This is a genomic window from Roseateles saccharophilus, from assembly GCF_031458095.1.
Classification (GTDB): domain Bacteria; phylum Pseudomonadota; class Gammaproteobacteria; order Burkholderiales; family Burkholderiaceae_C; genus Pelomonas; species Pelomonas saccharophila_A.
Window position 1 is genome coordinate 1,551,255 of sequence record NZ_JAVDXU010000001.1, and the last position, 23,357, is coordinate 1,574,611.

General features: G+C 69.7%; 17 protein-coding genes. 10 read left to right on the forward strand and 7 right to left on the reverse strand.

Features of this window, described 5'->3' with window-relative positions:
• The first annotated feature begins 20 nt into the window (after nucleotides 1-20).
• The 3 genes from flgK to J2X20_RS07220 all read left to right on the forward strand — a co-directional run bounded on the left by flgK (nucleotide 21) and on the right by J2X20_RS07220 (nucleotide 4,357).
• Entirely contained in the window at nucleotides 21-2,003 is a 1,983-nt protein-coding gene (flgK, locus tag J2X20_RS07210; protein WP_310262874.1) for a flagellar hook-associated protein FlgK, read from the forward strand.
• A gap of 15 nt (nucleotides 2,004-2,018) precedes the next feature.
• Nucleotides 2,019-3,302, forward strand: a complete 1,284-nt coding sequence (gene flgL, locus J2X20_RS07215; protein ID WP_310262877.1) for a flagellar hook-associated protein FlgL — start codon at nucleotides 2,019-2,021, stop codon at nucleotides 3,300-3,302.
• A gap of 170 nt (nucleotides 3,303-3,472) precedes the next feature.
• Nucleotides 3,473-4,357, forward strand: coding sequence for an NAD(P)-dependent oxidoreductase (locus tag J2X20_RS07220; protein WP_310262880.1), 885 nt, complete (start codon nucleotides 3,473-3,475; stop codon nucleotides 4,355-4,357).
• Here the strand turns inward: J2X20_RS07220 and J2X20_RS07225 are convergent.
• Nucleotides 4,308-5,102, reverse strand: a complete 795-nt coding sequence (locus J2X20_RS07225) for an AraC family transcriptional regulator (RefSeq protein ID WP_310262883.1) — start codon at nucleotides 5,100-5,102, stop codon at nucleotides 4,308-4,310. The two genes, J2X20_RS07220 and J2X20_RS07225, sit on opposite strands and share 50 nt — an antisense overlap.
• 105 nt (nucleotides 5,103-5,207) lie before the next feature.
• On the opposite strand from J2X20_RS07225, the gene J2X20_RS07230 reads away from it, so the two are divergent.
• From J2X20_RS07230 to J2X20_RS07240, 3 genes are all read left to right on the forward strand, one after another.
• Nucleotides 5,208-6,392, forward strand: a complete 1,185-nt coding sequence (locus J2X20_RS07230; protein ID WP_310262886.1) for an EAL and HDOD domain-containing protein — start codon at nucleotides 5,208-5,210, stop codon at nucleotides 6,390-6,392.
• A 182-nt stretch (nucleotides 6,393-6,574) separates the two neighbouring features.
• The gene (locus J2X20_RS07235) at nucleotides 6,575-9,034 is read left to right on the forward strand and encodes a PAS domain-containing sensor histidine kinase (RefSeq protein ID WP_310262890.1); all 2,460 of its coding nucleotides are present in this window, start codon (nucleotides 6,575-6,577) and stop codon (nucleotides 9,032-9,034) included.
• A gap of 9 nt (nucleotides 9,035-9,043) precedes the next feature.
• On the forward strand, nucleotides 9,044-9,661 hold the full coding sequence (locus J2X20_RS07240) for a response regulator (protein ID WP_310262893.1): 618 nt from the start codon (nucleotides 9,044-9,046) through the stop codon (nucleotides 9,659-9,661).
• A gap of 190 nt (nucleotides 9,662-9,851) precedes the next feature.
• Here J2X20_RS07240 and J2X20_RS07245 read toward each other — a convergent pair whose 3' ends face one another.
• Entirely contained in the window at nucleotides 9,852-11,189 is a 1,338-nt protein-coding gene (locus tag J2X20_RS07245) for a sensor histidine kinase (protein WP_310262896.1), read from the reverse strand.
• A 173-nt stretch (nucleotides 11,190-11,362) separates the two neighbouring features.
• Here J2X20_RS07245 and J2X20_RS07250 point away from each other — a divergent pair, with 173 nt between their 5' ends.
• The 4 genes from J2X20_RS07250 to J2X20_RS07265 all read left to right on the forward strand — a co-directional run bounded on the left by J2X20_RS07250 (nucleotide 11,363) and on the right by J2X20_RS07265 (nucleotide 16,607).
• On the forward strand, nucleotides 11,363-11,731 hold the full coding sequence (locus J2X20_RS07250; RefSeq protein ID WP_310262899.1) for an Hpt domain-containing protein: 369 nt from the start codon (nucleotides 11,363-11,365) through the stop codon (nucleotides 11,729-11,731).
• Between the two features lie 11 nt (nucleotides 11,732-11,742).
• Nucleotides 11,743-13,965 (forward strand): putative bifunctional diguanylate cyclase/phosphodiesterase, encoded by a 2,223-nt coding sequence (locus J2X20_RS07255; protein ID WP_310262902.1) that lies wholly within the window; start codon nucleotides 11,743-11,745, stop codon nucleotides 13,963-13,965.
• Nucleotides 13,966-15,825, forward strand: coding sequence for a GGDEF domain-containing protein (locus J2X20_RS07260; protein ID WP_310262905.1), 1,860 nt, complete (start codon nucleotides 13,966-13,968; stop codon nucleotides 15,823-15,825).
• Between the two features lie 89 nt (nucleotides 15,826-15,914).
• Nucleotides 15,915-16,607, forward strand: a complete 693-nt coding sequence (locus tag J2X20_RS07265) for a substrate-binding periplasmic protein (protein WP_310262908.1) — start codon at nucleotides 15,915-15,917, stop codon at nucleotides 16,605-16,607.
• On the opposite strand, the gene J2X20_RS07270 is transcribed toward J2X20_RS07265, so the two are convergent.
• The 5 genes from J2X20_RS07270 to flhA are packed head-to-tail and all read right to left on the reverse strand — an operon-like array spanning nucleotide 16,597 to nucleotide 23,259.
• Entirely contained in the window at nucleotides 16,597-17,943 is a 1,347-nt protein-coding gene (locus J2X20_RS07270) for a methyl-accepting chemotaxis protein (RefSeq protein ID WP_310262910.1), read from the reverse strand. The two genes, J2X20_RS07265 and J2X20_RS07270, sit on opposite strands and share 11 nt — an antisense overlap.
• Nucleotides 17,944-17,994: 51 nt before the next feature.
• Nucleotides 17,995-18,708, reverse strand: coding sequence for an RNA polymerase sigma factor FliA (locus tag J2X20_RS07275; RefSeq protein ID WP_310262913.1), 714 nt, complete (start codon nucleotides 18,706-18,708; stop codon nucleotides 17,995-17,997).
• A 17-nt stretch (nucleotides 18,709-18,725) separates the two neighbouring features.
• Nucleotides 18,726-19,505 carry a flagellar biosynthesis protein gene (locus J2X20_RS07280; RefSeq protein ID WP_310262916.1) on the reverse strand — a complete coding sequence of 260 codons (780 nt, stop codon included), beginning with the start codon at nucleotides 19,503-19,505 and terminating at the stop codon, nucleotides 18,726-18,728.
• Between the two features lie 11 nt (nucleotides 19,506-19,516).
• Entirely contained in the window at nucleotides 19,517-21,172 is a 1,656-nt protein-coding gene (gene flhF / locus J2X20_RS07285) for a flagellar biosynthesis GTPase FlhF (RefSeq protein ID WP_310262919.1), read from the reverse strand.
• The gene (flhA, locus tag J2X20_RS07290; protein WP_310262922.1) at nucleotides 21,169-23,259 is read right to left on the reverse strand and encodes a flagellar biosynthesis protein FlhA; all 2,091 of its coding nucleotides are present in this window, start codon (nucleotides 23,257-23,259) and stop codon (nucleotides 21,169-21,171) included. Before flhA ends, flhF begins: the two co-directional genes overlap by 4 nt.
• Nucleotides 23,260-23,357 lie beyond the last annotated feature (98 nt).

A 23,357-nucleotide genomic window follows, 5' to 3' on the forward strand; every position in this document is an offset into this window, starting at 1 on the left:
GCGCGGAACGGAGAACTGAGATGGCTGGCTTGCTCACCCTCGGCGCCCGCGCAATGTTCGCCAACCAGGCGGCATTGCAGACCATTGGCCAGAACATCGCCAACGCCAACACGCCGGGCTATTCGCGCCAGTCCGTCGTGCTGACGACCTCGCCTGGCCAATACACCGGCGCCGGTTTCTTCGGCAAGGGCGTTGACGTGCAAACCGTCGTGCGCTCGCACAACGACTTTCTGACCAAGGAAGCCGCCAGCTCCAAGGCCACGGCCATGGCCGACTCCACCCGCGCCGAGCAGCTGGCGCGCATGGAAAAGATCTTCCCGCCCGGCACCGAAGGCCTGGGCTATGCGGCCAGCCAGTTCCTGAACTCCATGGTCGACGTGGCCAGCCGCCCCAACGATCCCTCGGCCCGCCAGGTGGCCCTGGGCCGCGCCAACGAGCTGGCGGTGCGCTTCTCCAATGCCGGCCAGCAGATCACCGACCTGCAGTCCGGCGTCGTCAGCGACCTCAAGGCCCATGTCGTCGTCGTCAACCAGCTGGCCCAGCAGATCGCCAACATCAACGACCAGATCTCCAAGACGCGCGGCAGCGGCCACACACCCAACGACCTGCTCGACCAGCGCGAGCGCCTGATCTCCCAGCTCGGCGAGCACGTGGCCGTCACGACCCTGGCGGCCGACGACGACACCGTCGGCGTCTTCATCGGCGGCGGCCAGCGCCTGGTGCTCGGCAACCAGGCCTCGACGCTGCAGATCGCCCAGGACGCCTACGACCCGTCGCGCGCGGTGATCTCCCTCAACGAAGGCGGCATCAACCGGCCGCTGGACGAGAGCGTGCTGACCGGCGGCTCCATGACCGCCCTGCTGAGCTTCCAGAACAAGGACCTGCAGGACGCCAAGAACATGCTGGGCCAGCTCGCGGCGGCCATCGGCACACGGGTCAATGACCAGAACGCCCTCGGCCTGGATCTGTCCAACCCGCCCGGCAAGGGCGCCGCCATCTTCAGCGTCGCCCCGCCCAATGTGCTGCCGGCGGCCACCAACCAGCGCAACCCCGGCGGCGGCTTCACCAATGGCGTCGCCGCCACCATCGTCGACGCCGGCCAGCTGCAGGCCAGCGGCTACAAGCTGACGTCGAGCACGCCGGGCGTCTATGAGATGACGCGGCTGTCCGACGGCCTGGTGCGCACCGTCAACGACGGCGACACCATCGATGGCTTTCGCATCAACTTCACGCCCGCCCCCCCCGCCGCTGGCGAGAGCTTCCTCATCGAGCCCGTCGGCTCCGCCGCCGTCAACATGAAGCGCGTGCTGGACAGCCCGAACGGCATCGCCGCCGCTTCGCCGCTGACCGCCTCCGCGGCCATCACCAACAAGGGCACCCTCAGCGTCGACAGCATCTATGCGGTCAACCAGAACTTCGATCCGACCACGGCGCCGATGACGCTGGACTTCGGCGGCCCCGACCCGGCCAATGCGAGCAATGTGCTGTACACGCTGACGCTGGCCAACGGCACGGTGCTGTCCGGCAGCTGGAGCTCCGGCCAGCCCATCGGCAACCAGCCGGCCGCCGGCATCGACCTCGGCTTCGAGCTGCGCACCAACGGCGTGCCGCGCCAGGGCGACCGCGTCACCATCGACCCGACCATCTACACGGCCACCAACAACGGCAACGCCAAGGCCTTCCTGAACATCCAGAGCGAGACCTTCGTCGGGCGCCAGTCGCTGGCCGGCGGCGGCCTGACACCCGGTGCGACCATCAACGACAGCTATGCCGCGGCCATGAGCGACATCGGCGCCCGCGTGCAGAGCGCCAACTATCTGTCCGACGTCTCGACCAGCGTCGCCGGCGACGCCGAGAGCAGCCGCGCCGGCCAGGCCGGCGTCAACCTCGACGAAGAAGCCTCGCGCCTGATGCAGTTCCAGCAGGGCTACCAGGCGGCCGCCAAGGTGCTGCAGACGGCCCAGACCCTTTTCGACGAACTGATGCGCATTGCGCAGCGCTAGGCCCCGAGGTAAGCCATGAGACTCTCCACCGCCAACCTCTTCGACGCCTCCATCGCCAATCTGCAGCGCCGCCAGACGACGATGCAGAACCAGCAGGAGCAGCTGACCTCCGGCAAGCGCATCGCCCTGGCCAGCGACGACCCCACCGGCGCCGCGCGTGCCGAGCGGGCGCTGGCCTCCATCGGCCGCGTCGAGGCCAACCAGCGCGCGCTGGAAGCCAGCCGCAACAGCATGACGCTGGGCGAATCGGCCCTGGGCGACGCCAACGAACTGCTGCAGCAAGCCCGCGAAACCATGGTCGCGGCCGGCAACGCCAGCTATTCCGACTCCGAGCGCCAGGGCCTGGCCGCCAAGCTCAAGGGCATCCGCGACCAGCTGCTGGCCATCGCCAACCGGCCCGACGGCTCGGGCGGCTACATCTTCTCGGGCCAGGGCGCGTCGACGCCGCCCTTCCTGGACCAGGCCGGCGGCGTCTCCTATATCGGCGTGCCGGGCAACATCCAGACCGGCAACCTCGACAACTTCCAGCTCACCCTCGACGGCCGCTCCGCCTGGGAACAGGCCGGCAGCGGCAACGGCAGCTTCGAGACCGCACCGCGCATCCTGACGACCGACCCCACGACCGGCAAGCCCGTCGTGCAGCTGATCGACCCCGTCACCGGCGGCCCCCTGGTCAACGGCATCACCGGCCAGGCCGCCTCGGGCTGGATCGACAGCGGCCGCACCATCGACCCCAAGCTGCTGACCGGCCACAACTACCGCGTCGACATCGCCGGCACCACGCCCAGCCAGACCTACACGCTGACCGACACCGACCTCGGGGCACTCGTCTCCAGCGGCGCCTTCAAGCCCGGCCAGGCCATCACCGGCGACGGCATGGCCGTCACCATCTCCGGCGCCCCGGTCGATGGCGATGCCTTCGCCATCGCCGGCTCCAAGAATGGCCTCAAGGTCTTCGACGTCATCGACAAGGCCATCACCGACCTCAACACGACGCTGCGCACGCCCACCCAGGTCACCCAGGCCAACACGGCCAGCATCCGCGACATCGATGCCGTCATGGGCAATATGCAGAGCATGCGCAGCCAGGTCGGCGAGCGGCTGAACAATCTCGACGGCACCGAGGGCCGCCTCGCGGCCTTGAAGCAGTACAGCAAGGAAGAGCAGAGCGCCGCCGAGGACCTCGACATGGTCCAGGGCATCTCCGACTTCCAGAACCAGCAGACCGGCTACCAGACCGCCCTGCAGACCTATGCCATGGTCCAGCGCATGACGCTGTTCCAGTACATCCAAGGCTGAACTGGAGCCCCTCGCCCAGCCTTGCCTGCTGAACGCGGCAAGGCCAGTCGGTCCCCCGAGGGGACGGCCCAGCGCTCGGCCCGAAATACCCGGAAGCCGCACAAGCCTTCAAGACAGGCCAGACAGGCCTCGCTAGCGTCCTCTCGCCCGCGAACGGGCAGGAGAAGCGAATGGAACTCGGATTCATCGGACTTGGCGTCATGGGCCTGCCCATGGCGCGCCGACTGGCGGCCGCGGGCCGGCCGCTGCGGGTCTGGAGCCGCAGCGGCAATGCCGCCCTCGAAGGGGTGGCGGGCGTTCAGCACGCGGCCAGCGCCGCCGACGTCTTTGCGCAGGCCGACACCGTCGTGCTGATGCTGGCCAATGCAGCGGCCACCGACGCCGTCCTCATGCGCGGCACCACCCACTTCGGCCGCCTGGTCCATGACCGTACGGTCGTGCAGATGGGCACCACGGCGCCCGAATACTCCGCAGGCCTGGCCGCCGATGTGCGCGCCTCGGGCGGCCGTTATGTCGAGGCACCGGTCTCCGGCTCCCGCGTGCCGGCGGAGAACGGCCAGCTCGTCTGCATGCTGGCCGGCGACGCCGACGACGTCGCCCGCGTGCGCGAGCTGCTGGCGCCGCTGTACAAGGACTGCTTCGCCTGCGGCGCGCCACCCGCCGCGCTGCGCATGAAGCTGTCGGTCAACCTCTACCTGATCACCCTGGTGGCCGGCCTGGCCGAGGCGGTGCATTTCGCTGCGCGCCAAGGGGTCGACCTGGACCTGCTGAGGGCCGTGCTGGACGCGGGCCCCATGGCCAGCGCCGTGTCGCGCATCAAGCTGGACAAGCTCGTCCGGCGCGATTTCGGCGTGCAGGCCGCCATCAGCGACGTGCTGATGAACGCCCGCCTCGTCGCCGACGCCGCCGCCCGAGCCGCTGCCGCCACACCGCTGCTGGACGACAGTCTGCAGCTCTTCGCCGCCACCGAAGCCCTCGGGTTGGGCCGCGAGGACATGGCCGCCGTCATCTGCGCGCTGGAAGCGCGAGCGCGGCCCGCCACTGGGCCGGCGTGAGGCCGACCGTGCGGCGGAACTGCCGCGTGAAGTGGCTCTGGTCGGCAAACCCCGCCTCCGCCGCGACAGCCGCCAGCGCCAGCCCGGCACGCATCAAGGCCTGGGCCCGAGCGACCTGACGCTGCACGCGATAGCCGCTGGGGCTGACCCCATAGGCCAGCCTGAACTGGCGCGCCAGGGTCCAGCGGTCCACGCCGGCGCAGGCCTCCAGCTCCGCCATGGCGGGCAGGCGCTGCGGCTCGGCGGCCAGCCGCTCCCGCACACGGGCCAGGGCGGCTTGCTCCAGGCGCCTGCCCGGGCCTGGCCGGCCGGCCGCCGCCGCCAACAGCCCGGCCAGGGCCAGCACCAGATCCTGGGCGGCCAGCGCGTCCAGTGGCGCCGCGAAGTCCCAGGGCGACAGATCGGCCCCGTCCAGCAGCGGCGTCGCCACGAAAGGCAGCGCACCGCCGCCCAAGGCTTCGCCCACGAGCGCCGGATCCAGATAGACCATGCGGTAGGCGAATCCGGCCGCCGTGCCCGGCTCGCCGTCGTGCAGTTCGTCCGGATGCAGCACATGCACCTGGCCCGGCAGGCCGTTCCACGTCGCGCCGCGGTAGCGGAAACGCTGCACGCCGCTCAGCGTCAGGCCCACGGCATAGCAGTCATGCCGATGCGGCGCAAAGCCCTGCCCGGCCAGGACTGCCTCAAAACGCTCCACGCCAGGCGCACTGCCCTGTGGGCGGATGCAGACGGAGGGTTCGGCCATGCCCCGAGTGTCGACCCGGCGAATGAATTCGGTCACGATTCATCCCCATGGCCTGGCGGCGCTCATGGCAGACTGCCGCATTCACCGCCAGCCCCGCGCCGCGCCATGTCTGACACCACCCCTGCTGCTCTCGACCACGCCCTCCTGCCCGGTGTCGCCCTGGGCTATGCCCCGGTCATCGATCGCCAGCGCGCCATCGCCGGCACGCGGCTGACGCTGGTGCCGCTGCGCGCCGACGCCCGAATCGACCATGCCGAGCTGCTGGCCGCCCTGAGCGCCACCTGGCCCAAGGGGGGCGCCGTCATCAGCGCCCAGGGCGAGGCACTGCTGGCCGCCCTGCTGGCCCAGCCGCCGGCCGAGCCGATGCAGATCGAGGTGCCGGCCTTCATCGCCGCCGATGCCGCCCATGCCGACGCTATCGCCGCACTGAAGGGAGCGGGTCATTCCGGCCTGCTCAAGGGCCTGCCCAATGCGCCGCTGCCGGCCGCCGTGGCCGCCGTCTTCAAGCAGGTGGTGCTGGAGCCCGGCCAGGCCGGGCCGGCCGGCGTTGCCGTCGTGCATGCCGGCGTGCGCGGGGCCGATGCCATCGACGCCAGCTTCAAGGTCGGTGCCCAGATCGTCATCGGCTGGCCCATGGACGGCAGCTACGAAGCCCCTGCCGGCGCCACCAAGACCGAGATTGCCGCCGACCTGCAGGTCATCATGGAGCTGATGTCGCGCGTCGACGAGGGCGAGGACGTCGAGCGCCTGGAGCAGACCTTGAAGCGCGACCCCAGCCTGGCCTTCAAGCTGCTGCGCTACATGAACTCGGCGGCCTTCGGCCTGCCGGTCGAGGTGTCCAGTTTCCGCCACGCCATCATGCTGCTCGGCTACGCCCGGCTGAAGCGCTGGCTGGCCCTGCTGCTGACGACGGCCAGCAAGGACCACAGCATGCGCCCCATCATGTACGGCGCCGTACGCCGTGGCCTGTTGATGGAAGAACTGGCGGCCAGCATCGAAGACCGCGAGCAGCGCGACGAGATGTTCATCTGCGGCCTGTTCTCGCTGCTGGACCACATGCTCAAGCAGCCTTTCGAGAAGCTGCTGACGTCCATCCCCGTGCCCGAGCGCGTGCGCCAGGCCCTGGTGGACGAGAGCGGCCCCTTCCTGCCCTATCTGCAGCTGGTGCAGGCCATCGAGTCCGAAAGCGTCTTCGACTATCGCGAGCGGGCCGACGCGCTGATGCTGGGCGCCGGCGAGATCAATGCCTGCGTGCTGAGGGCCCTTCACAAGGCCGCCCAGCTCGAATGAGCTGCGGCCCCTCGCCCGGTCTTGCCGCGGCTGAACGCCGGCAAGCCCAGTCGGTCCCCCGCAGGGACGGCGATGCTTGCAGCATTGAGCCGCAAGCACATCGCCCGCTGGCCGGCTTGGGAGCGGCCCGGCGCTCGGCCAGCGCTCCAGGCCCGACGGAACATCCGCACGCACGCTGAACCATGTTCGGCCCGCCTGCCTCCGCTGCGCTGCTAGACCTTGTCGGCGACCCGGTGCTGACGCTGCGGGCCGACCTGTCCGCGCTGCGCGCCAACCCGGCCGCACGCGAATGGCTGGGCGCCGACGCCGCCGAGGGCTGGCGCCTGCTGCGCCAGGCCGCCGGCACCCGCCTGGAGAGCTGGCTGCGCGAGGCCTGCCATGCCATCGATGCCGGCCGCGCGCCGCCCTCCGCGCCGCCGCTCAAGCTCGCCGACGGCCAGCGCGCCACCCTGCACCTGCTGCGCGACCGCCCCAACTGGCTGCTGCATGCCCACCTCAGCGCGGCCGATCCCAGCGAGCCGCCGCTGGCCGAATGGCTGGCCCTGCTGCCTCTGCCGGCCCTGCTGGCCGACGCCGCCAGCGGCTCGCTGCTGCGCCACAACGCTGCCTTCGCCGCCCTCTACGCCGGCACGCCGCGTCATCTGAACGATCTGCCCGACCTGCTGCAGGCCCTGCTGGGCTGGCACCGCGGCATGCCGCTGCCGGCGCTGACGGCCCAGCGCCCGCAGGATGGTCCCCTGATCACCGAGGCCGAGTTCGTCGATCCCCAGGGCCAGCAGCGCTGGCTGCAGGCCCGGCTGCGGCTGTGGCGCCACAACGGCCGGGCCCTGCTGCTGGCCGTGCTGGAAGACCACAGCACCCTGCATGAGCGCGACCTCGCCCACCAGCAGCTGGACGCGCTGATGGACACCGCCGCCGTCGGCCTGGCCACCTTCCAGCCCGAGGCCGGCTGGCTCAAGGCCCACCGCAAGGGCTCGCCCTTCAAGACCGGGGCCAAGCAGGCCGTGAACTCACTGCAGGGCATCAACCGCGACATCGTCGAGCCCAGCTCCCTGCCCGAATTCGAACGCCTGCAGCGTGCGCTGAAGAAGGGCGACGCGGTCGAGGTGCGCTATGCCGTGCGCCACCCCGAACTCGGCCGGCGCTGGCTGCTGACGCGCGTGGCGCCGGGGCTGCTGGCCGGCGGGCGGCGCTCCACCTCGGTCGTCACGCTGGACGTGACGGCCCAGGCGCAGGCCGAGAACGCCCTGCTGCTGCGCGCCGAAAGCGAGCGCGCCGTGCTGGACTCGGTGCTGGTGGGCATCGTCACCGTCGGCCCCGAGGGCATCGAGTGGATGAACCGCTCCGCCCGGCGCATGTTCGGCTGCGAGCTCGAAGACGTGCTGGGCCAGCCCATGGGCGTGCTGGCGCCGGAAGACGACGAGCATGCCTTCCACGCCGAGCCCGGCAGCGACGTCTTCGAATGCCGGCTGCGCGGCCGCGACGGGCGCGAGTTCTGGGTCATCGGCAACGCGGTGCAGACGCCCCGCGAGGACGGCCCGGGCGTCACGAGTTGGCAGACCACCTATGCGCTGCTGGACATCGACCGCCGCCGCCAGGCCGAGGCCCAGAGCCGGCTGGCCCAGGCCTCGCTGGCCCGCATCATCGAAGGCGCGCCGCTGGCCATCACCCTGCACGAGGCCCAAAGCCTGCGCATCGTCAAGCTCAACCACGCCGCGGCGACGCTGGCCGGCCGGCCCGAGGCGGCCATGCTGGGCGGCACGCCGGCCCAGCTCTTCGGCGACGAACAGGGCGCCCAGGTGGTGGCCGACATGCGCGAGGCGCTGGAATCCCAGACCGTCGTGCAGCGCGAATACCACGTGCCGGCAGGCGGCTCGACCCGCATCTGGGACGCCCGGCTGCTGCACCTCGCCGGCGTCGGCGGCGACGACACGCCCGAACTGCTGCTGCTCGTCGCCAGCGACGTGACCGAGCAGCGCGCCGCCGAGCAGGCCCGGCTGCAGGCCGCCATCTCGCAGCGCGAGCTGCTGGTGCGCGAGGTGCACCACCGCATCAAGAACAACCTGCAGGGCGTGGCCGGCCTGCTGCAGCAGATCGCCGCGCGCCGCCCCGAGGTGGCGGGGGTGCTGAAGGAGGCTGTCGGCCAGGTGCAGGCCATCGCCCAGGTCTACGGCCTGCAGGTGGGCGCCGCGGGGCCACTGGTGCTCAAGCGCGTGTTCGACGCCATCGTCGGCTCGGTGCAGCGAATGCAGGGCCGCGTCCTGACCACGACGGCTGAGGGCGGCGCGCTGCTGAACGACTGGTGCCTGCCCGAAGCCGAGGCCATCCCCATCGCACTGAGCCTCAACGAGCTGCTGGGCAACGCGCTCAAGCACAGCAACGAAGCCCAGGTGCGCTGCCAGTTGATCTGCGACACGACCGGCGTCACCGTCGAGATCGCCAACCCCGGCCACCTGCCCCAAGGTTTCCTGCTGCAGAACGTCAGGAGCGGCGTATCGGGCCTGGGCCTGGTGCGCGCCCTGCTACCCCGGCGCAGCGCCATCCTGAGCCTGGAACAGCAGGGCGAAGACGTGGTCTGCCGCCTGGAACTGATTCCGCCCAGCGTGGTTCACAATCCGGCCACAAAACCAAGTTCTGGATAGAGGGGCACGGTGAGCAAGGGCAAGATCCTGGTCGTCGATGACGACAGATTGGTGCTGGCGACGCTGAGCTATGGGCTCACGCAGGCCGGCTTCGAGGTCATCGACGCCGACAACGGCGACGACGCCATCCTGCTGGCCCGTGAACACCGGCCCGAACTGGCCCTGCTCGACATCCGCATGGAAGGCCTGACCGGCTTCGACGTGGCCGCCTATCTGCGCGAATACCTGCAGACACCCTTCATGTTCCTTTCCGCCTTCGCCGATGAAGCGACGGTGGCCAAGGTCAAGGAGCTGGGCGCCGTCGCCTACCTCGTCAAACCGCTGGACATCTCGCAGATCGTGCCCGCCGTCGAAGCCGCCTTTGCGCGCTCGACGACGCCAGTCCCTACGGCCCCGGCGGCCGCCCCGGCGGCAATGGCCGAAGCCTTCGAGGCCCCGTCCGAGCTGCCCGCACTGGACATGACGGCGCTGGCCGTCGGCGTGCTGATGCACCGCTACTCGCTGCCGCGCGACGAGGCCCTGGCGCGGCTGATGAGCCTGGCTTCGGCCGATGGCCACAGCCTGCCCGAGCAGGCGCGGCGCATCGTCGATGCGCTCGAGCTGCTGGCGCGCCCCGGCGCGCGCTGACGCACTGCGCGGCCGTAGTGCCCGTCCGCGGGCCGAGCGCCGGGCCTGCCATGGGCCAGAGGCCCATGGCCTTGCGTAGGCACAAGCAGTCCGCAGGGACTGCTGGTGTCCGACTCCAGTTCACCTAGCCGGCCCGCTCTGGCGATGTGCTTGCCAGCGTTCAGCAGGCAAGCCTGGGCGAGGGGCCGACTCAGCCCAAGGTGAAATAGAAGCGCGAGCCTTCGCCGACGGCAGACTCGGCCCAGATGTCGCCGCCATGGCGGCGGATGATGCGGCGCACCAGGGCCAGGCCGACGCCGGTGCCCTGGAAGTCGCTGGCGCTGTGCAGGCGCTGGAAGACGCCGAACAGGCGCTCGGCAAAGCGCATGTCAAAGCCCGCGCCGTTGTCCGAGACGACGAAGACGCGCCGGCCGCCTTGCTGCACACTGCCGAAGCTGATCTCGGTCTGCGGCACCTTGCCGCTGTACTTCCAGGCGTTGCCCAGCAGGTTCTCCAGCACCATGCGCAGCAGCGTCGGGTCGCCCTGCACCGTCATGCCCGGCTCGATGTCCAGCACCAGCTCGCGCTGCGGCGCGCTGCGGCGGATCTCTTCCATCACATAGCCGGCCTGCTGCGACAGGTTGACGGGCTGGCAGGCCAGCGGCCGGGTGGACAGCTGGCTCAGCGACAGCAGCGCGTCGATCATGCTGTTCATGCGCGCAGCGGCACTCATGACGCGGTCGAGGTGGTCGTTGCCGACGCGATCCAGGCGGGCGCCGTAGTCTTCCTTGAGGATGCGCGCAAAGCCCTCGACGACGCGCAGCGGTGCGCGCAGGTCGTGGGAGACCGTGTAGCTGAAGGATTCGTGCTCGGCAGTCAGGTCGGCGGCCTGAGCCGGCTGCGGCGCCGGCGTCGCAGCCTCCGGCTCCCCAGGCTGGGCCGTGCCCAGATAGCCGGCGAAATGGCCCTGGGAATCGATGCAGGGCAGACCACGCAGCCGCCATTTCGCGGCGCCGTCCGCCGCCGTCAGCAGCAGGTCGGCGAAGGGCTGGTGGACGGCGAGGCGCTCGCGCAGCTGGGCGGTGGGTTCGGCGGCCTCGAAGCGGTCCCAGAGCTGCTGGGTGCTGAAGCCAGCGCCTACCCAGCTCGACGACGGCGCACCCTGAGGCGCCTGCCAGCGCACCAAGCGGTGCTCGGCGTCCGTCGCCCATTGCCAGTCGCGCTGCAGCTGGGCCTGCATCAGGATCTGCTGGCGCGCCTCGCGCAGCGGTTCGGACAGGCGCTGGCGCGTCAGCCGCACGCCGGCATGCCAGCCCAGGGCCGCCGCGACGAGGACCAGGACTCCGGTGAAGAAAGCCGTCAGGACCAGGGCGGCATGCACGAGGCCGACCTCGCCCCCCCACACCCGCATCAGGGCCAGCACCACCAGGCCGCCCAGCACCAGCATCAGGATGGAGGCCGTGGCCAGCGCCAGCATCAGCAGCCGCATCGGCAGTCGTCGCTCCTGGCGGCGCGACGGGAGCGCGCTGTCGTCGCTGAGGCTGTTCATGCGCTTCATTGTAGGCAGCGCTTCCACGGCCCCAGGCCCTGGGCAAGCCCTGTGTGGCCCGATGTCAATAACCACAGCGTGCGCGGCTGAATGTGTGCATTTCTTCGCGTTTGGTACCCCTCCCACCCGAGATACATTTAGGCATGCCGAGTCCTTGACCCGCAGACCTGTTCATGACCGCCCCAGAACCCGCAGCCCTGCTCGACCCCGAGGCGATCCGTCGCCTGCGGGAACTCGACCCGAGTGGTGGCAACAAGCTGCTGGAGCGCGTTGTGGCCGCCTTCTCCAACTCACTGGATCGTTTGCTGCCCGACCTCGCCCGCGCCCGTGAAGGCGCCACGCCCGACCTGGCCGTCGTGCGCCATGTCAGCCACACCTTGAAGTCCTCGTCGGCCAGCCTCGGTGCGATGGCGCTGTCGGCCCGTTGCGCCGACATCGAGACCATGGCCCGCGACGGCCGCGTGGAAGGCCTTTCCGAGCAGTTGGACGCTATGCTCCAAGACATCCAACAGGTACGCACGGCTCTGGCCGCGCTGCTTTGACACCCAGCCCCATGCTGCCCACCGGTCAAGCCCTCGACGATCTGCCGCCGCGCCCGCGCGTGCTGCTGGTGGACGATGACGAGGTCAACCTGCTGTTGACCGCCGCCGCGCTGCGGGAGCGCGGCTTTGAAGTCACCGAAGCCCCCAGCGGCAGCGAGGCCCTGGGTCTGCTGTCCACGCGCACGCCCGACGTCGTCGTGCTGGACGCGCTGATGCCCGAACTCGACGGCTTCGAGACCTGCTCGCTGCTGCGCGCCACGCCCGGTTTCGAATCCCTGCCCGTGCTGATGCTGACCGGCCTGGACGACGAGGCATCCATCAACCGCGCCTACCAGGCCGGCGCGACCGACTTCTTCGTCAAGTCGCCGCAATGGAGCCTGCTGGACGGCCGGCTGCGCTATCTGCTGCGCAGCTCGCGCACGCGGCTGGAACTGGAGCGCAGCAAGGCCAAGCTGGCCCGCGCCCAGGATCTGGCCCGCATGGGCAGCTTCGAATGGTGGCGCGACACCGCCGCCAGCTTCGCCATCTCCGCCGAGGGCCTGCGCGTCTTCGGTCGCGGCCCGCAGGACCGCCTGGACTTCATCGGTGTCATGCGCATGGTGCCGTCCGACGACCGCCATGTCTTCCTGCGCCTGCTGCGCGACGTCATCGCCCACACCTCGGTGCTGGTCACCGACCTGCCGCTGATCCTGCCCGATGGCCGCCAGCGCGTCGTCCACATCGAGGCCGAGCCCGAGTTCAGCGAGCAGGGCGCCGTCAGCGGCTATACCGGCATCCTGCAGGACGTGACCGACCGCCGCCAGGCCGAGGACCGCATCCGCCAGCTGGCCCATTTCGACGCGCTGACCGGCCTGCCGAACCGCCGCCAGCTGATCTACCGCGTCGAGCGCGCCATTGAAAGCGCTCGCCGCGGCGGGCACGAGGTCGGCCTGCTGCTGATCGACCTGGACCGCTTCAAGGTCATCAACGACACCCTGGGCCATGCGGCCGGCGACGAGCTCCTCGTCGAGGTCGGCCGGCGCCTGCGCAGCTGCGTGCGCCATTCCGACCAGATCCTGGAAGGCGTGCTGGACGGCATGGGCAACCGCAGCCACCGCGGCCTGGAGGCCGTGGGCCGCCTGGGCGGCGACGAATTCGTCGCCCTGCTGCCTGAGGTGGCCGACGAGCGCGATGCCGAGCGCGTCGCCCAGCGTGTGCTGGATGCCCTGCGCGAGCCCATCTTCGTCGGCGGGCAGGAATGCTTCGTCACGGCCAGCGTCGGCATTGCGCTGTACCCGCGCGACGGCCAGACCATGGCCGACCTGCTGCGCAATTCCGACGTGGCCATGTATGCGGTCAAGAGCCAGGGCCGCAATGCCTCGGCCGTCTACTCGCCGCAGCTGGCCGGTCACGGCAAGCAGAAGCTGGAACTGGAGTCGGCCCTGCACAAGGCGCTGGAGCGCAACGAGATCGTGCTGCACTACCAGCCCAAGATCGACGTGCGTGCCGCCCGCATGGTGGGCGCCGAGGCGCTGATGCGCTGGCAGCGCGGCAATGTGCTGGTGCCGCCGGCCGACTTCATCCCGCTGGCCGAGGAAACCGGCCTCATCGTGCCACTGTCCGAGTGGGCGCTGAAGGAAGCGGCCCGCCAAGCCAAGCTGTGGTCGCTGCAGTTCGGCTTCAGCGACTCCATCGCCGTCAACCTGCCCAGCCGGCTGTTCGAGCGCACCGATCTCGTCGAGCACATCCACCAATGCGTCAGCGCCTATGGCGTGCCGCACCGCTCCATCCAGCTCGAGATCACCGAAAACAACCTGATGAAGGACCTGCAGAACGTCATCCCGTCCCTGCACCGTCTGAACGAGGTCGGCGTCGAGATCTCCATCGATGACTTCGGCACCGGCTATTCGTCCCTCGCCTACCTGACCACGCTGCCGATCTCGGAAGTCAAGGTCGACCGCACCTTCGTGCGCGACCTCGGCATCACGCCGCAGAGCTCGGCCGTCGTCACGGCCATCATCGCCTTGGCACGGGCCCTGGGCCTGCGCGTCATCGCCGAGGGTGTCGAGACGCTGCGCCAGATGGAAGTGCTGCACCGCCTGGGCTGCTCGCTGATGCAGGGCTTTCTGTTCAGCAAGCCGCTGCCGGCCGACGAGCTGGAGCGCTGGATCGCCCAGACCGTGCTGCCGCGCAAGGCGCCGTGGATCACGCAGGCCGACGGCGCCTCCGACATCGCTTCGCGCGGACAACGCTAAATGCGCAGCCAGCTCCCGCCGGCTCAGATCGCCAAGGCGGCGTTGCAACGTCTGGCCCAGGCCCGCCTGGAACCCACGCCCGAGAACTACGCCCGCGCCTACGCCATCGAAGGCGGTGGCGAGCCGGCCCCGGCGGCCGCCAACAGCGCCGTGCCCGAGCGCCTGCAGCAGCTGATGTCCAAGCTCATCAGCCTGGCCCTGCCCAGCGGCAGCACGCGCCAGGACCTGCAGACGGCCCTGCGCGATCAGAAGCTGGACGAGCTGCAACGCCAGGTTGACAAGCTGCTGGACGTGGCCGGCCCCGCGGCCCAGGCCGAGGCCCTGGCCCAGGCCATCGAGCGCCTGGTGCGTGGCCTGGAGCGCGGTGGCAAGCATTGGACGCTGGCGCGCAAGAAGGACGGCGTCAGCCGCGTGCTGGAGCTGGGCCGCAGCGACAGCGGCAAGCTCGTCAAGCGCCTCGGCCAGCTTGTCGCCAGCTGGGACAAGGACGGCGACGGCAGTGGCGTCGAGACCGACGAGGAAGGCGGCACGCCCAGCCAGTTCTTCTCCGAGAGCACTTTCACCGAAACCGGCTTCAGGGAGAGCACGGGATTCGGCGAACTCAGCCGCACCGGCCTGCGCGACTCGCCCGCGCCGGCGCCTGTGGTCGACACCAGTCCGCACTGGGCCGATGTCAGCAGCGAGTTGAACGGCACCGTGCGCCATGCGCTGCGCTCGCCACAGACCGAGGCGACGCCGGCCGACGCGCTGATGCGCGAACTGGACGCCGCCCAGGCGGAGCTGAAGGCCCAGGGTGCCAGCCCCGAACGCGCCACCCAGATGGCGGCCCTTTGCCTGCGCGCCCGCCACCTGCTGGACCACCGCCGCCATCTCTTCGACGAACTCGGCGGCCTGTGCCGCGAGCTGAGCGCCAGCCTGGTCGACCTCGCCGAGGACGACTCCTGGGCCCGCGGCCAGGCCGAGGCCATGAACAACACCCTGGCCCAGGGCCTGTCCGGCCGCGGCGTGCGCACGGTGTCGGAGCTGCTGACCGGCACGCGCGAGCGCCAGCGCGCCCTGCGCGACGAGCGCTCCAAGGCCCGCGATGCGCTCAAGGGGCTGATCCAGCGCATGCTCAACGAGCTGGGTGAACTGGGCCAGCACACCGACCGCTTCCAGAACAATGTCGGGCGCTATGCCGAGGCCATCGAGCACGCCGATTCGCTGGAAAGCCTGGCCGGCACCGTGCGTGAGATGGTCGAGGAAAGCCGCAGCGTGCAGGGCTTGGTGGCGCAGACCCAGCAGCGGCTGACGCTCGAGCATGACAAGGCCAGCGCCCTGACCCAGCGCGTCGACGAGCTGGAGACCGAGCTGCGCCGCCTGTCCAACGAGGTCCATACCGACCAGCTGACCCAGGTCGCCAACCGCCGCGGCCTCATCCAGGCCTTCGGCATCGAGCAGGCCAAGGCCGAGCGGGAGTCCACCCGCGTCGCCCTGGCCCTGCTGGACATCGACAACTTCAAGAAGCTCAACGACAGCCTGGGCCACCATGCCGGCGACATCGCGCTGAAGTCGCTGGCCGAGCGCACCCAGGCCTCGCTGCGCCCCGGCGACATGGTGGCGCGCTATGGCGGCGAGGAGTTCGTGCTGATGCTGCCCAACACGCCGCTGGACGAGGCCCAGCAGGTGCTGGTGCGGCTGCAGCGTTCGCTGTCGTCCGCCCTCTTCAACCATGAAGGCAAGGACGTGTTCGTGACCTTCTCAGCCGGCGTGACGCTGTATCGCCCCGGCGAGACGTTGGAGGCGGCGCTGGACCGCGCCGACGTGGCCCTCTACGAGGCCAAGCACACCGGCAAGAACAGGGCCTGCATCGCCGAGTGAGGTGGCGCGGCAAAACACACGGCAGCCAACGTTCTCTCGCATTGCCGGATGCTGGCGGGCTGACTAGGCAGTTCTGAGCGCCATCCCGCATGAATCGCCAGCCCCTCGCCTCCACCCTCCGTCTGGCTGCCGCCATCGCCTGTCTGGCCCTGTCAGTGACAGCGGCACAGGCGCAGACGGTGTCGCTGTGCATGACCGATTTCCCGCCCTATGTCAGCGTCGAACTGCCCGATGGTGGCAGCCTGACCGCCCTCGCCCGCCGGGCCTTCACGGCCGCCGGCCTCACCGTGCAGACCCAGCACGTCCCCTGGGTACGCGCTTTTGCGCTGGCCAAGAACGGCGACTGCATGCTGATGACGATGTGGCGCAACGAGGAGCGCGACGCCTTGTTCCGCTACTCGCTGCCGGTGGCGCGCATGCAGCTCGGCTTCTTCGTGCGCAGTGAGCGCAAGGCGCCGCTGCCGCTGGATGCCACCGTGGCCTACCAGCGCGGCTCCTACCTGCCGCCACAGCTGACCACCGGCCGCTACAAGCTGCACGAACTGATCGATCCGCGCCCGGGGCTGGAAATGCTCAGCCTGGGCCGCGTCGACGCGGTGTTCTCGGAGCGTGCCACGTTCGAATACCAGCTCGCCCGCCAGCCCGGACTGGCCGGGACCATCCGCTGGCAGACGGCGCTGGAGGTCAAGCCGACCTTCATGGCCATCAGCAAGAACCATCCCCAGGCGGATGCCTGGCTGGAGCTGCTGAATCAGGAGATCAAGTCCTCGATCAGAAATTGAACGCCAGGCGCAGGCCGCCCCAGTGTTTGCCCTTGACCATGATGGGGGCCGTCGCCTCCTTCAGGATGACGAAGCGGCCGCCGCCCATGTCGCGGCGGTAGGTCTGCAGCAGAAATGGCCGGCTGTTGCGCGCCGAGGCCAGGCCGGTGCGGTCGTTGAAGATGCGGCGGTAGCGGCTGTTGGCCGTGTTCCAGACCGTGTCGCCGGGCCGTTGCGGCTGGCAGTACTTGCGGTTGTGCGTCGCGATATAGCCGTTGCGATCGGCGGCGATGCAGAACACCACCTTGTCGCTGAATCCCAGCGCCTTCTCCTGCACGGCGGGGAAGAGGCGGTCGGTCAGCTGGCAGAAGCGCGTGGTGTGCTGCTGCGGCAAGGTGCCCTCGATGGGACGATAGTTCTGATCGAAAAGGTCGGCCTCGCTGATCTGGCCGCTCTTCAACGCGTCCTCCAGCAGGCCGGCGATCTCGTCGGCGGCGGCCTGGGCGGCGCGGATGAAGGGCATGTCGTCGACCTCGACGCCGCTCTCGGCGATCTGCTCGACCAGCTCCTCCGACATGCGCAGGAAACGGTCGCTGCCGTCGAAAGCCACCTTGAGGCCATGCGTGGCCTCGGATACCTCGCGCTCGAGTTCATGGGCGCGCTCGTTGAGCAGGCTCATCTGCTGGCCGCTCTCGCCGGCCGACACCGAGATGCGCTGCACGTCCTGCTCGACCTCATGGAAGGCGGCGTGGATCTGGCTGGGCTTGGCCGGGTTCTCCGTCAGCTCGGCGCTGAAGCGGTCAATGCGTTCCTGCAGGCTGGCGATGGCGCTGACGATGGCCTTGGAAGAGGCCTCCACTTGACCGGCGAGTGCCTTGACGGCTTCGGCGACGACGGCAAAGCCGCGACCGGCATCGCCGGCGTGCTTGGCCTCGACGGCCGCATTGAAGGCGACCAGGCGGGTCTGCAGGGAAATCTTGGTGATCTCGGCAGCCGCGTCGGAGACCTGGGCCAGCGTGGTCGCCATGCCGACGACCTCACCGCCGACGACGCCCAGGGCGCCACGGGCGCGCTGCACGGCCGAGGCGCTTTGCGCCGTGGCGTTGGCGATGGCGGCCTGGGCCTGACCGATCTGGTTGAGTTGCTGGGCCAGGGCCTGCATGGCCTGGCTCTGAGCCTGCACGATGCGCTGGGTGTCTTCCAGGGCGCCGCGCACTTCAGCGGCATCCTTGCCCACGGTCGAAATGGAGCGGGCCAGCCGCTTGACGACATTCAGCGCCGCGCTGTCCTCACGCCGGTAGGGCTCGTCGTGAGGGATGGCGGTGGACGAGCCACCGCGCTTGGGCCACTTGAACATGCATTTGTCCCCGCTGATTGGCCGGGGCTCGGCAAGAAGTGGCCCCGTGGATTACCAATCGCGCAGCTTAACGCGCAACCTTGCAATCGACTGACTGTGCAACTGACAGACGCGCGACTCCGTGACCTTGAGCACGGCCGCAATCTCCTTGAGATTCATGTCGTGCTCGTAGTACATGCTCATCACGAACTGCTCGCGCTCGGGCAGGTTCTTGATCGCTTCGACCAGGGCCTCGCGCATGCGGTGGTCCTGCAGCATGGCCACGGGGTTGGCGCTCTCGTCGGCCACGTGGCGGTCGAGGTAATCGTGGTCGCCGTCGTCGCCCGACATGTCTTCCAGATAGACCAGCTGGGTGCCGCGCACCTTGCCGAGCAGTTCCTGGTATTCGGCCAGCGGCAGGCCCATCTCGGCGGCGATCTCATCCTCGCGCGGCGCACGCCCCAGGCGCTGCTCGACCTTGTGCACGGCAACCTCGATCTCGCGCTGCTGGCGGCGCGTGCCGCGGCTCATCCAGTCACCGCCGCGCAGCTCGTCGAGCATGGCGCCACGGATGCGCTGGGTCGCAAACGTTTCGAACTGCACACCCTGCTCGGCATCAAAGCGCGACAGCGCGTCGGTCAGGCCGATCAGGCCGACCTGGATCAAATCATCCACCTCCACATTGGCCGGCAGCTTGGCGATCATCTGGTGCGCCAGGCGTCGGACCAGCGGGCTGTACTGCTTGATCAGCGTGCTGTTGTCGAGGCGGCCTTTGGGCGTGTACATGGTGGACTCCGGCGAGTTCAATGCGCTGCAACGAGGGGGCTAGACAGGCTGCGCGCCGGGCGCAGCGGAGTCGCGTCGGAGGCGGCGTCGACGGCCGCTCCCGGGGGAGCCGCAAGCAGCAGCTCGCGGGCGAGATGGCGCAGCTCGGGTGTGAGCGGTGCGTTCTGGGAAGCTCTCGGGTCCAGGCAGGCCCAGTCGCGCAGGACCGCGCCGAGGAAGCCGTCGGCGCAGGAGTGAAGCTGTTGCGCGATGCGGGTGGCCACGCGCAGCTGAGGGTGGCAGGCCATGAGCAGACTGTAGACCATCAGCCCGGCCCGTTGTGTGAGCCATTTCATGCCGGCATAGGCTTCCGTCACGCTGGCGGGCTCGGTATCGGCCAGCAGCAGCGGGCGCACCTCGCGCAGGGCCACGACGCGCGCCAGTTCGGCCGCCGGAGCGTGCAGCAGGATGACGTCGGCATCCGGCGCGGCATCGGCCACGGCCTCCAGGAAGGAAGCGGCCGAACCATGGGCATTGATGTGGCGCAGCGGCAGGCCGCGGGCCGCCAGGTAGGACACCTTGGGCGACAGCCGCTCGATGCAGTTGGAGAGGTCCACGCTGGCCAGCTCGGACGGCTTGGGCGAATGCTCGCCGGCATCCACCACCAGGGTGGTCAGGTTGAGCTCGGCGAAGGCCGTGCACAGGCCTTCCAGCAGCGCCCCGGCGCCCATGACGCGCGGGTTGCTGACGACCGGCACGAAGCGGGTCTTGGAGGCCGCGAACAGGCGGCGCAGGCCGTGGGCTTGGTCTTGCGGCATTTCGCGCGACATCAGTGGACGGCCCTCATGCCTTCGGTCAGCGGCGCGCCGGCGAAGATGAGGTTGACGTCGGTGTTGTCCATGCGCCAGGCGCCCGAGGCGGCGCCCTTGAGCGCGCGCTGCACCAGGGCGACGCTGGGCAGGCGGTGCCAGTCTTCCGGCACGCGCTGGCCATTGGCCACGCCCAGCACCTTGAGCTTGTGGCGGATCAGGGTGTCCAGGGCCGGGGCCAGCTTGACGGCTTCGTCGATCTTGCTGAGCACGACGCCTTCGCAGGCGGCGCCCTTCCAGGCGGTGACGACGTCTTCAATCGTCTCGCCCTGCTGGGCGGCGTTGATGACGAGCAGCTTCTTGATGCTGGGATGAGCCAGCATCTCCAGCAGCTCCTGGGTGCGGCTGTCACGCTGGGCCATGCCGGCGGTGTCGATCAGCACCAGCTTCTTGCTGGACAGCAGGTCCAGCAGGTCGTCCAGCGAGGCGCGGTCGTGGGCGGTATGCACGGGCACGCCGAGGATGCGGCCATAGGCGCGCAGCTGCTCGTGGGCGCCGATGCGGTAGGCATCCAGCGTGATCAGGCCGAGCTGGCTGGCGCCGAACTTGGTGGCGAAGTGGGCGGCCAGCTTGGCGGTCGTCGTCGTCTTGCCGACGCCGGTGGAGCCGATCAGCGCGAACACGCCGCCGCGGTCCTCGATGGCCGGGGCGGCCTCGTCGGTCTGCAGATTGCGCGACAGCACATGGGCGGCCCAGGCGGTCTCGTCGGCCGGTTCCTGAGCCGTGGTGCCGCGGAAGTCGGACGGGCAGCTCTCGGCCAGCTTGCGCACCAGGGCGGGCGAAAAGCCCAGCTCCAGAAGCTTCTGGGTCAGACGGGCCTGCACCGGCTGGCGCTGCAGCTTTTCCATGAAGGCCAGGGACGAGAAGCGTTCCTCGATGAGGCCGCGCATCTGGCGCAGCTCGGAGGCCATGTCCATCTGGTTGCGCTGGTTGGCCGTCGGCTGGCCCGGCAGGGGCATGGGCTCCACGCCACCGATGTCGCTCAGCTGCGGCACGGCGCGCGGCGAAGCGGCGGTCGGGATGCGGATCTCGTCACGCAGCACCGGCGGCATCGGGCGGGCCTGGGGCACAGTGGGCGGCGGCGCGGCACGCTTGGGCGCCAGGGCGGCCATGGCTTCGGCGGCGCGGCGCTCGCGCTGCAAGCGGGCGGCGTCCAGCGACACGGCAGCCGGCTGGGTCGGCGGCGGGGCGATCTGCGGTGCCGGTGCGATCGGATCGGGCTGGCCGCTGATCTCGGCCTGGCGGCGGCGCAGCACGCGCTCGCGCACATAGTCCTGGAAGGACAGCGTGCTCATGGCCAGCTGCTCCACGTCACCACGCACCTCGGGGCTGCCGAAGCTGGGCTCCTGGCGCGTGGCGCGGTCGGCAAAGCTGGCGCGAGGGGCGGGCTGCTGGGGCACGGTAGGCGGCGGCGCGACCTGCGGGCGGGCCTGGGTGCGCGGCGCCGTGGAGGCCATCTGTTCGATCTGGCCCATGCCCTCCGGGGCCATGGCCAGCACTTCCACGCCTTCCGGCACGTTCTTGTTGGACAGCACGACCGCGTCGGGACCGAAGGCCTGCTTGACGAGGGCCAACGCCTCGCGCGAGGAGCGGGCGGTGAATTTACGGACGTTCATGCTGTGCCTCCGATGATGGAGCCGATGCGGATGGTGTGGGTCTCAGGAATCTCGCTGTGGCCGAGCACCTTGAGTCGGGGCGCGGCGCGCTTGAGCAGGCGGGCCATGGGCGCGCGGATCATGTCGGGCACCAGCAGCGTGGCGGGCACGCCGCGGTCTTCCTGCTTCTGGGCCGTCTCGGCGGCGCTGCGGGCCAGGGTGTCGGCCACGCCGGGGTCCAGGGCCGCGCCATGCGGCGAATTGAGGGCCTGGGTGACGAGGCGCTCCAGTTCGGGCTCCAGCGCGATGACGTCCAGCTCCTTGGTGCTGCCGTAGATCTGCTGCACGATGGCCGGCGCGATATGGGTGCGGATGCGGCGGGCCAGCTCGACCGGGTCGGTGACGGCGGCGGCGTTCTCGGCCAGGCATTCGACGATGGAGCGCATGTCGCGGACGTGCACGCCCTCCTCCAGCAGCAGCTGGAGCACGCGTTGCAGGGTGGCGATGCTGACCATTCTGGGAATCACGTCTTCGATCAATTGCGGCGCCTGCTTGGTGAGGTGTTCCACCAGGGCTTGCGTCTCCACGCGGCCCAACAACTTGGCCGCGTGCACTTGCATCAAGTGTGAAAGGTGGGTGGCCACCACGGTCGAGCAATCAACGACCGTAAACCCGCTCATTTGGGCCATCTCCTTCTGGCGTTCCTCGATCCACACCGCTGGCAGGCCGAAGGCGGGGTCAGTGGTCGGCGTGCCAATGAGCTTTTGCGTGGCGTGGCCGGGGTTGATGGCCAGCCACATGCCGGGATAGGCCTCGGCCTCGCCGACGACGGCGCCGCGCAGCGAGATGCGGTACTGGCTGGGGCGCAGCTCCAGGTTGTCGCGGATGTGCACCGGCGGCGGCAGGAAGCCGACCTCCTGCGCGAACTTGCGGCGCACGCCCTTGATGCGGGACAGCAGGTCGCCCTCGCGGCTCTTGTCCACCAGTGTGATGAGGCGGTAGCCGACTTCCAGGCCCAGGGTGTCGACCGGCACCAGGTCTTCCCAGCTCGCCTCGCCGGCGCCTTCGCTGCTGGGCATGATGGGCTTGACGGCCTTGGCGGCCTCCAGGGCCTGCTCCTTGCTGCGCAGCCAGTAGGCCAGATAGCCCAGGCCGGCGGCGATCAGCAGGAAGACGATATGGGGCATGCCCGGGATCAGCCCCAGGGCGCCGATGACGCCGGCCGTGATGGCCAGCGACTTGGCCGAGCCGAACACCTGCTTGCCGATCTGGCTGCCGATGTCCTTGTCCGTGCCGACGCGCGACACCACCATGGCGGCGGCCACCGAGATCAGCAGGGCCGGCACCTGGGCGACCAGGGCGTCACCGACGGCCAGCAGGATGTAGCTGTCGGCGGCCTGGCTGGCGGACAGTCCATGCTGGGCCACGCCGATGATGAAGCCGCCGACGATGTTGATGACCAGGATCAGCATGCCGGCGACCGCATCGCCGCGCACGAACTTGCTGGCACCGTCCATGGAGCCGAAGAAGTCGGCTTCGTCGGAGAGTTCCGCGCGGCGGCGCTTGGCCTCGGCCTCGTTGATGAGGCCGGCATTCAGGTCGGCGTCCACCGCCATCTGCTTGCCGGGCATCGCGTCCAGGGTGAAGCGCGCACCAACTTCCGCGATCCGCTCGGCGCCCTTGGTCACGACGATGAAGTTGATGACGACCAGGATGGCGAAGACGATCAGGCCGACGGCGAAATTGCCGCCGATCAGGAAGTGGCCGAAGCTCTCGATGACCTTGCCGGCGGCACCGGTGCCGGTGTGGCCCTGCAGCAGCACGACGCGGGTGGAGGCGACGTTCAGCGACAGCCGCATCAGCGTGGTCAGCAGCAGCACGGTCGGGAAGGCCGCGAAGTCCAGCGGACGCACCATGTGGGCGGCCACCATCATGACCATGACGGCCATGGCGATGTTGAAGGTGAACAGCAGGTCCAGCGCGAAGGGCGGCAGCGGCAGCACCATCATCGACAGCACCAGCAGGATCGCGATGGGCGCGCCCAGGGCCGCGATGACGCCGGCGCGTGGGCCGAGCAGGCCTTGCAGCTTCTGGATCAAGGGGTTCATGAATCGGCCTGGGCCAGCGGTAAGGGAGCGTGAATCGATGTGTTCGTGATCTGGCGCATGAAGCGCAATGGCCATGGGCCCAGGTCACCTGGGAAGTG